Origin of the sequence: Oscillochloris sp. ZM17-4, assembly GCF_019599295.1 — a bacterium.
GTDB lineage: Bacteria > Chloroflexota > Chloroflexia > Chloroflexales > Chloroflexaceae > Oscillochloris.
Genome location: NZ_JAIEWN010000002.1, coordinates 265,293 through 272,521, shown reverse-complemented (window position 1 = coordinate 272,521; position 7,229 = coordinate 265,293). Strand labels below are relative to the sequence as shown.

The following is a 7,229-nucleotide window of genomic DNA, read 5'->3' as shown; positions in this document are numbered from 1 at the left end:
CAGCGCCCGCACCGACGAGGCCAGGTCGTTGCTGGTGATGCCGAGCTGGCCGGCGCGCACCGGGTCGACGAAGAACTGCACCTCCGGCCGGCCGGTCTGGTAGGTCGAGCCGACATCGACCATGCCCGGGATGGTGCGCGCCGCGGCCTCAATCTGCGCCGCGATCGGGGCCAGCTCGGAGGCCGGCAGCGCCGAGCGCACATTCACCTGGATGTTGCGCCCGGTGACGCCGGTGCCGCCCATGCCCGAGAAGCTCTGGGCGCTGTAGATCAGGTTCGGCAGGAAGGCCAGCTGGGGGCGCAGGCGCTCGCGCACGGTCTCGGCAACCGCGACGCTGTGTGTGCGCACGGTCAGCGAGCCGCGCTCGGGGGTGCCGGTGCCGCCCACCGACGCCTGCACCGCCAGCACGTCGGGGTCGGCCTGGATGAGCGCCTCGGCCTGGCGGGCCAGCGCGTCGGTGCGCTGGATCGAGCTGCCCGGCGGCAGCTCGAAGCCCACCACAAAGGTCTCGGTCAGCTGCGAGGAGAGGAAGTTCACCTTCATGCCCGAGGCGACGCCGATGCTGGCGACCAGCACCAGGGCGGCCAGGCCGAGCAGGATCAGGCGGTGGCGCAGGCTCCAGGCCAGCACGCGCTCGTAGCCCTGGCCGAGCCAGCCGATCTCATCGCTGGCCTCGTCCACCGGCGCGGCGTCGGGGTCGCCCCCCTCCGCGTCATCCGACACCGCCTGGTGGCCGTGGTGCGTCACCCGCTGGCTGCCGAAGAGGTTGGCCGAGAGCATCGGCGCGAAGGTGAACGCCTCGACCAGCGAGAGCAGCATGGCGCTGGCCACCGTCAGGCCGAAGGCCTTGAAGATAAAGCCGGTGATGCCGGTGGTCAGGGCGACGGGCAGGAACACCGCGACGACCGTCAGGGTCATCGCCACGACCGAGAGCGCCACCTCGGCGGTGGCCCGGCTGGCGGCCTGGCGGGCCGAGTAGCCGCGCTCCATATAGCGGAAGATGTTCTCGCGCACCACGATCGCATCGTCGATCACCAGGCCCACCGAGAGCGAGAGCGCCAGCAGCGAGATGATGTTGATCGTGATGCCGAAGAGGGCCAGCGCGCCGAAGGTGAGGATCAGGATCACCGGCAGGCCGGCCATCGTCACCAGGGTGTTGCGCAGGTCGCGGAAGAAGAACAGCACCACCAGCAGCGCCGCGATGATCGCCAGGATCATCTCCTCCAGCGAGCTGGAGACCGACTGGTTGACCTGGATCGACTGGTCGAGCGTGATGATCTGCTTCAGCTCGGGGTGGGCGGCGAAGAGCCGGTCGAGCTCGGCGTGGGCGGCGTCGGCCACGGCCACGGTGTTGGACTTGGCCTGCTTGACCACGCTGATGCTGACCGCGTCCTGGCCGTTCAGCCGCTCGTGGCGATTGGTGTCGGTCACGCCGTCGACCACCTGGGCCACATCGCCGACGGTGTAGCGGGTGCCGGTGATCGGCAGCTTGGCGATATCCTCGGCCCCAGTGATCTGGCTGGGGGCGCGCAGGCTGATGTTTTGGTCGCCGGTGTCGACGTTGCCCAGGCCCAGGTTGGTGTTGGCGTTGCGGATCGATGCGCTGATCTGCGAGGGGGCCACCTGGTAGGCGCTGAGCCGCTCCAGGTCGAGCAGCACATTGATCTGGCGGGCCTAGCCGCCGCTCACCGTGACCGAGCCGACGCCATCGATGCGCTGGATCGCGGGGACGAAGGCGTCGTCGATCATCTGGCGCAGCTGGAGCGGCGAGAGCGAGCCGTCGCTGGAGACGGCCAGCTGGAGCACCGGCAGCGCGCCCACGTCGAACTGCTGGTAGATCGGGTCGCCGGTGTCGCGCGGCAGCCGCGGGACCACGGCGCTCACCTTCTCGCGCACGTTCTGCAGGCCCTGGCTACTATCGACGCCCTCGCCAAAGGTGACCATGATCTGGGCGATGCCCTCGCTCGCGGTGGAGTTGATCGTATCAACCCCGCTGATCGTGTTGATCGCCTCCTCGATCGGCTGGGCCACCTGCTGGGCGACGGTCTCCGGCCCGGCGCCGGGGTAGGTCACCGCGACCGAGACGATCGGCATCGAGAAGTCGGGCAGGTTGTTGACCGGCAGCGAGCGGTAGGCCAGCAGGCCGATCACGATCGCCAGCAGCATCATCATGGTGATGAAGACCGGCTGCTGGATGGCGACGTCGGAGATCGGCATGCCCTTCAGCCGCTCTTTGGGACGGGTGCTACTCATAGACCGGCAACCTTATGGCGAGCGTAGATGGCGTCGTTCGCCAAGAGCGTAACATATATTTCGATGTTGTCAATATGAACGGCTTGCAAAATATTAGAAGTCGCGCATATAATAAGGCGCTGCCGCCGATAGCCGATAGCCGATAGCCGATAGCCGATAGCCGATATATCTGGCGCTATCAGCGTAAGACAAGATTTCAGGTTGCTTTACAGTTTGATGCCGTGAATAGCGTTCTTCTGCACCAAATCTGCAATCTGCAATCTACAATCTGCAATCTTGTCTAAGATAAGGGAGCCGGACAATGCCGCCCGAGCCACATCCGCTCTCCGACCCCAAGGCCGACCTGATCGAGACGGTCTTTGAGCTTCAGCGCCAGCTGTTCCTGACCTTGCAGAACACGGCAATCCCGCGCTGGATGCAGCTTGAGCTGACCATGGCCCAGTTTAAGACCCTGTTCGTGGTGGCGCGCAGGGGGCCGTTCACGGTGAACGGGCTGGCCGAGGTGCTGGGCGTCACCCAGTCCACTGTCAGCCACCTGGTTGACCGGCTAGAGAGCATCTCGCTGGTGGAGCGGGTGGCCGACGCGGATGACCGGCGGCGGACGATGGTGCAGCTGGCGCCGGCCGGCGCGGAGCTGATCGAGGCGCTCCAGCAGGGCCGGCGCGAGCACATCCACGCGCTGCTTGGCCGCCTCGATATCGCCGACCTCGCGGCGCTTGTGCGCGGCCTGAGCGCGATCCTGCGGGCGAACCAGACGGCTGCCAATACATCGACACCGTCGAAGTAATATACTCCACCCTCTGCAAAACCCCGAGGATGAGGACTCTATGGCAACTGAAACCGTAGGCGCTGAGCAAACCTCTGCCGCAGCGACACCGGCGAAGCGGGCGCGGCGGCTCGGCGGGCGTCAGCTGGCCCTCGGCGCCGTTCTGCTGATCGCACTTGTGATCGCAGGCACCGTCGGCTTTCGCTACTGGCGCGACGCCACGCTCTACATCTCCACCGACGACGCGCTGGTGGACGCGACCATGCAGTCGGTGACTTCGCCCGGCGCGGGCACCCTGGTGATCTGGAAGGCCCAGCCCGGCAGCCACGTCATCGCCGGCGAGGTGATCGGCGTTGTGCGGACGACGCCCGGCCTCGCCAGCGTCTCCTCCTACAATGTGATCGCCCCGATCGACGGCACCCTGCTGCGGGTCGACGCCCACGAGGGCCAGAATGTCAGCCCGGCGCTGCCCCTGGCCTATGTGGCCGACCTCGACCACCTGCGGATCACGGCCTATGTCGATGAGACCGCGATCGACGCCGTGCATGCCGGGCAGCTGGTGGACATAACGGTGGACGCCACCGGCGGCACGCCGTACCAGGGCACTGTCAGCGAGGTGATCCCGGCCACCGCCGGCCAGTTCGCCCTGCTGCCCTCGTCCGACCGCAGCACCGGCAACTTCACCAAGGTCACCCAGCGCGTCGAGGTTCGCATCGCCCTCCAGACGACCGGGGGCGCACAGCTCTACCCCGGCGAGAACGCCAATGTGCGCATCCACCGCTAGTGCTAATGTTGAGTGTTGAGTGTTGAATGTTGAATTCAATATTTGGCAATACCGCAAAACTCACCCTGTCACCCTGCGCGTGCCCGGCCCGTAAACGGGCGGGCTCTTGTCCAACGAAGGCCGCCTGCGCGGCCTGCCTGAGGCCGCGCAGGCGGCCTTCGCAGACCATAGCCCGCGGCTTCAGCCGCCGGGCGACGCCGCACAGGGCGAGTTTTGCGGTACTGCAATATATTTGGATAGGCTTCTATGAGCAACGCTAGCGTGTTAGCTGCTGGGGCGGACGATAGCCGGCTGTTCGGCCTGGAGTACAAGTGGCTGGTGGTGATCGCCGTGATCTTCGGCATCTTCACCTCGGTGCTCGACTCCACCATCGTCAATATCGCGATCTCCAAGCTCCAGGCCGTCTTCGGGGCCAGCCTCGACCGCATTCAGTGGGTCTCGACGGGCTACACCCTGGCGCTGACGGTCAGCATCCCGATCTTCAGCTACCTGGCCGACCGCTTCGGGATCAAGCGGATCTACCTGATCTCGTCGGGGCTGTTCGTGGCCGCCTCGGCGCTCTGCGGGCTCGCCTGGAACCTGGAGAGCCTGATCTTCGCGCGCATCTTGCAGGGGCTGGGCGGTGGCGCGCTGATGCCGCTGGCCACCGCTCAGATCTACGCCGAGTTCCCGCCCGCCGAGCGCGGGCGTGCTGCCGCCACGCTGGGCGTGCCGATCCTGCTCGCCCCAGCCCTCGGCCCGACCATCGGCGGCTTCATCATCGAGTACGCCGACTGGCGGCTGATCTTCTACCTGAATGTGCCGATCGGGATCGTCGGCGTGCTGGTCGGCATGTTCATCCTGCGCGAGCGCCGCTCGCCGGTGGTGCGCCCGCTCGATGTGCCGGGGCTGATCCTCTCGACCCTGGGTTTCGCCTCGCTGGTCTACGGCATCGCCGAGGCCGGCAGCAAGGGCTGGCAGTCGCTCACCGTCGGCGGATTTATGGGCTTCGGGCTGCTCTGCCTCACGCTGCTGGTGATCGTCGAGCTGGGCACATCCACGCCGCTGATCGACCTGACCCTGTTCCGCGACTGGAACTTCACCTTCGGCAACCTGCTCACCTGGACGCTCCAGATCGGCCTGTTCGGCGCGCTGTTCCTGCTGCCGATCTTCCTCCAGAGCCTGCGCGGCCTGACCCCCGTGCAGGCCGCGCTGGTGCTGATGCCCTCGGCCTTGCTGACCGCCTTTATGCTGCCGATCGGCGGCCTGCTGGTAGATAAGCTGGGGGCCAAGCCGGTGATCATCGTCGGGGTGATCGCCCTGACCCTGACCAGCTTCGCCCTCTCGCACCTGTCGCTCCAGACCCCCCCCCTCACCCTCCAGCTCTGGCTGATCGGGCGCAGCGTGGCGCTCTCCTTCACGCTCCAGCCGGCGCAGGTGGTCACGCTCTATAATGTGCCGAGGGAGGCGCTGGCCCGCGCGACCTCGCTGCTGAACCTGCTGCGCCAGGTGATCGTGGCCTTCGGCACCGCGATGCTCTCCACCTATGTGCAGAACCAGACGCCGCTGCACTACGCGCACCTCGCCGAGCGGGTGACGCCGACCTCGCCGACGGGGCAGGTGATCGGCCAGCTGGCCGCGCTCTACCAGAGCCGCGGCCTATCGTCGCTCCAGGCATACGCGGCGGCACTGCGCGTCGTCGGGCTTCAGGTGCGGCTCCAGGCGACCATCCTCGCCTTCCACGACGCCTTCCTGCTGACGGCGGCCATCGTGGCCTGCGGCGGGCTGGTCGCCCTGCTGCTGCGGCCGGCCCAGCGCCGCGCTGGCCCGGTCGCCAAGGCCGAGCCGATGATGATGGAGTAGAGGGCTGTGCGCCTGCTGCATAGTCTTCGCCAATATACAGAGGACAACCACCCATGACTGTGATCACCATTGAGTACCAGATGGGCTGCGGCGGGCGCGACATCGCCCGCAAGCTCGCGGAGCTGCTCGGCTTCAGCTATGTGGACCGGGAGATCGTGCGCGATGTGGCTCACGAGCTGCATATCGCCGAGGATATGGCCGACGCGCACGATGAGCGGATGGCCGGGCTGCTGGATCGGGCCATGACCATGCTCTGGGCCGCCGGCGAGCTGGCCGGGGGCGCGGCGTCGGCTGAGGTCGCGCCTGCGCCGATCGACGACACGCTCTACCACCAGGTGACATGCCAGGTGATTGAGGCCGCCGCCCGCCGCAGCAAGGTGATCATTGTCGGGCACGGCGCGAGCTTCGCGCTGGCCGGCTGGCCGGGCGTGATGCACGTGGGGCTGTACGCGCCCATGGAGCGGCGGGTGACGACGATCATGGGGCGCCTGAAGGTGAGTCAGGCCGAGGCGGAGCGCCGCATCACCCAGCGCGACCACGACCGCGCGCGCTATATCAAGCAGTTCTACAATGCGAACTGGCGTGAGGCCGACCACTACCACCTGATGATCGACACCGCGCAGCTCACGCCCGAGCAGGTGGTTGCGCTGATCGCGCAGGCGTGGCGCACGAGCGCCCTCGGCGTCGCCGAGGGTGTGCGCGCGTGATCAGCCCTGGCGCTCCATCCGGCGCAGCAGCAGCGCGCAGATCAGCGGCGGGTAGAGCAGGCTGCCGATCAGGTAGAGCCAGGCCTCGGGCGCGCCGGCCTGGAGCGCCCAGAGCAGCCGGGCTGGCCAGTAGGTCGGCACCAGGGCCAGCGGCAGCTGCCAGATCGCGGGCAGGTAGCGCGAGAGGGCCGGCAGGATGAAGAGCAGCCCCGAGAGCTTCATCAGGGCGATGCCCTGCACCTTGTTCTGGGCGATCGCGCCCAGCAGCAGGGCGTAGAGCGCGGACGCCGGGGCCGCGCCGACGGCGGCCAGGGCTAATCCCGCCGGCCCGCCGGCCGGCAGCCCGGCCACCAGAAAGAGCGCCGGGGTGAGCAGCAAGCCCACCAGCGTCGGCAGGGCCAGCCGGTAGAGCAGGTAGCCGCGCAGGCGCGGCGGGCCGACCCGCAGGGCCGCCAGCACCCCGTCGTCGCGCAGGTCGAGCAGCAGGAAGCCGATCACCACCCCGGCCAGCATCGGGGCCATCAGCAGCAGGGCGTAGCTCATCAGGGGCGTGTAGTGCGGGCCGACGTCGATTACGAAGGGCAGCCGGGCTAGCGCCTGGGCCAGCAGGGCCGGGATGGCCCCGCGCAGGGCCAGGGCGAAGGCCAGCGGCAGGATGATCACCCAGCGCAGCAGCGGGTCGCGCACAACGCTGCGGGCGTCCAGCGGGCCGAGCGCGCGGATCAGGCGGATGGTGTTCATGGGGTCTCTCCTGTTGGGGCGCAGCAGCAGTGTCATTTGGCAGCCAGGTGTGTCATGGCGGCTGCTCCTATTGGGGTGCCGCCAGAGGGGCGCAGCAGCAGTGTCATTTGGCAGCCAGGTGTGTCATGGCGGCTGC

The 7,229-nt window shown here is 67.8% G+C and carries 5 protein-coding genes and 1 pseudogene; 4 read left to right on the top strand and 2 right to left on the bottom strand.

Annotated features, from left to right (window positions below; all coding sequences use genetic code 11):
- Positions 1–2,166, bottom strand: a pseudogene (locus tag K2Z83_RS03070) (efflux RND transporter permease subunit); the annotation flags it as partial.
- A gap of 388 nt (positions 2,167–2,554) precedes the next feature.
- On the opposite strand from K2Z83_RS03070, the gene K2Z83_RS03060 reads away from it, so the two are divergent.
- From K2Z83_RS03060 to K2Z83_RS03045, 4 genes are all read left to right on the top strand, one after another.
- On the top strand, positions 2,555–3,040 hold the full coding sequence (locus tag K2Z83_RS03060) for a MarR family winged helix-turn-helix transcriptional regulator (protein WP_220593708.1): 486 nt from the start codon (positions 2,555–2,557) through the stop codon (positions 3,038–3,040).
- A gap of 40 nt (positions 3,041–3,080) precedes the next feature.
- Entirely contained in the window at positions 3,081–3,803 is a 723-nt protein-coding gene (locus tag K2Z83_RS03055) for an HlyD family efflux transporter periplasmic adaptor subunit (protein ID WP_220593707.1), read from the top strand.
- A 246-nt stretch (positions 3,804–4,049) separates the two neighbouring features.
- Entirely contained in the window at positions 4,050–5,645 is a 1,596-nt protein-coding gene (locus K2Z83_RS03050; protein WP_220593706.1) for a DHA2 family efflux MFS transporter permease subunit, read from the top strand.
- A gap of 53 nt (positions 5,646–5,698) precedes the next feature.
- Positions 5,699–6,352 (top strand): AAA family ATPase, encoded by a 654-nt coding sequence (locus tag K2Z83_RS03045; RefSeq protein ID WP_220593705.1) that lies wholly within the window; start codon positions 5,699–5,701, stop codon positions 6,350–6,352.
- Here K2Z83_RS03045 and K2Z83_RS03040 read toward each other — a convergent pair whose 3' ends face one another.
- Positions 6,353–7,093 carry a hypothetical protein gene (locus K2Z83_RS03040; protein ID WP_220593704.1) on the bottom strand — a complete coding sequence of 247 codons (741 nt, stop codon included), beginning with the start codon at positions 7,091–7,093 and terminating at the stop codon, positions 6,353–6,355.
- Positions 7,094–7,229 lie beyond the last annotated feature (136 nt).